General features: G+C 56.7%; 1 protein-coding gene. It reads right to left on the reverse strand.

Annotated elements, in window-relative coordinates; translation table 11 throughout:
• Positions 1-284 (reverse strand): hypothetical protein (locus Q5Y71_RS17385; protein ID WP_306043321.1); only part of this gene is annotated, 284 nt, incomplete at both ends.

The following is a 284-nucleotide window of genomic DNA, read 5'->3' on the forward strand; positions in this document are numbered from 1 at the left end:
TTTCAGAAATCAGTTTGTACTCCCGCTGCAGCTTTCCATCGAGGTGTACGCGGACATGGTGCAGCAGCACCAGCTGTTCCTGCTGGATATCCTGCACGGGAACCGGCGGCGCATCGGTGCGGGTGCCGTACTGGAATTCGATTTTTGCATCGCCCTGGTTGCCGTAGGTGATCTCCAGGGGATAGTTGATGCCCTCCACCAGATCGCGGTGGTATTTGTAGGCCATGGTATTACCGAAGGCATCGGTGACCTTATTCAGGCTCCAGCCGAAATGAGGCGAGCCC

The sequence above is a fragment of the Microbulbifer sp. 2205BS26-8 genome (genome assembly GCF_030731025.1).
Classification (GTDB): Bacteria; Pseudomonadota; Gammaproteobacteria; order Pseudomonadales; family Cellvibrionaceae; genus Microbulbifer; species Microbulbifer spongiae.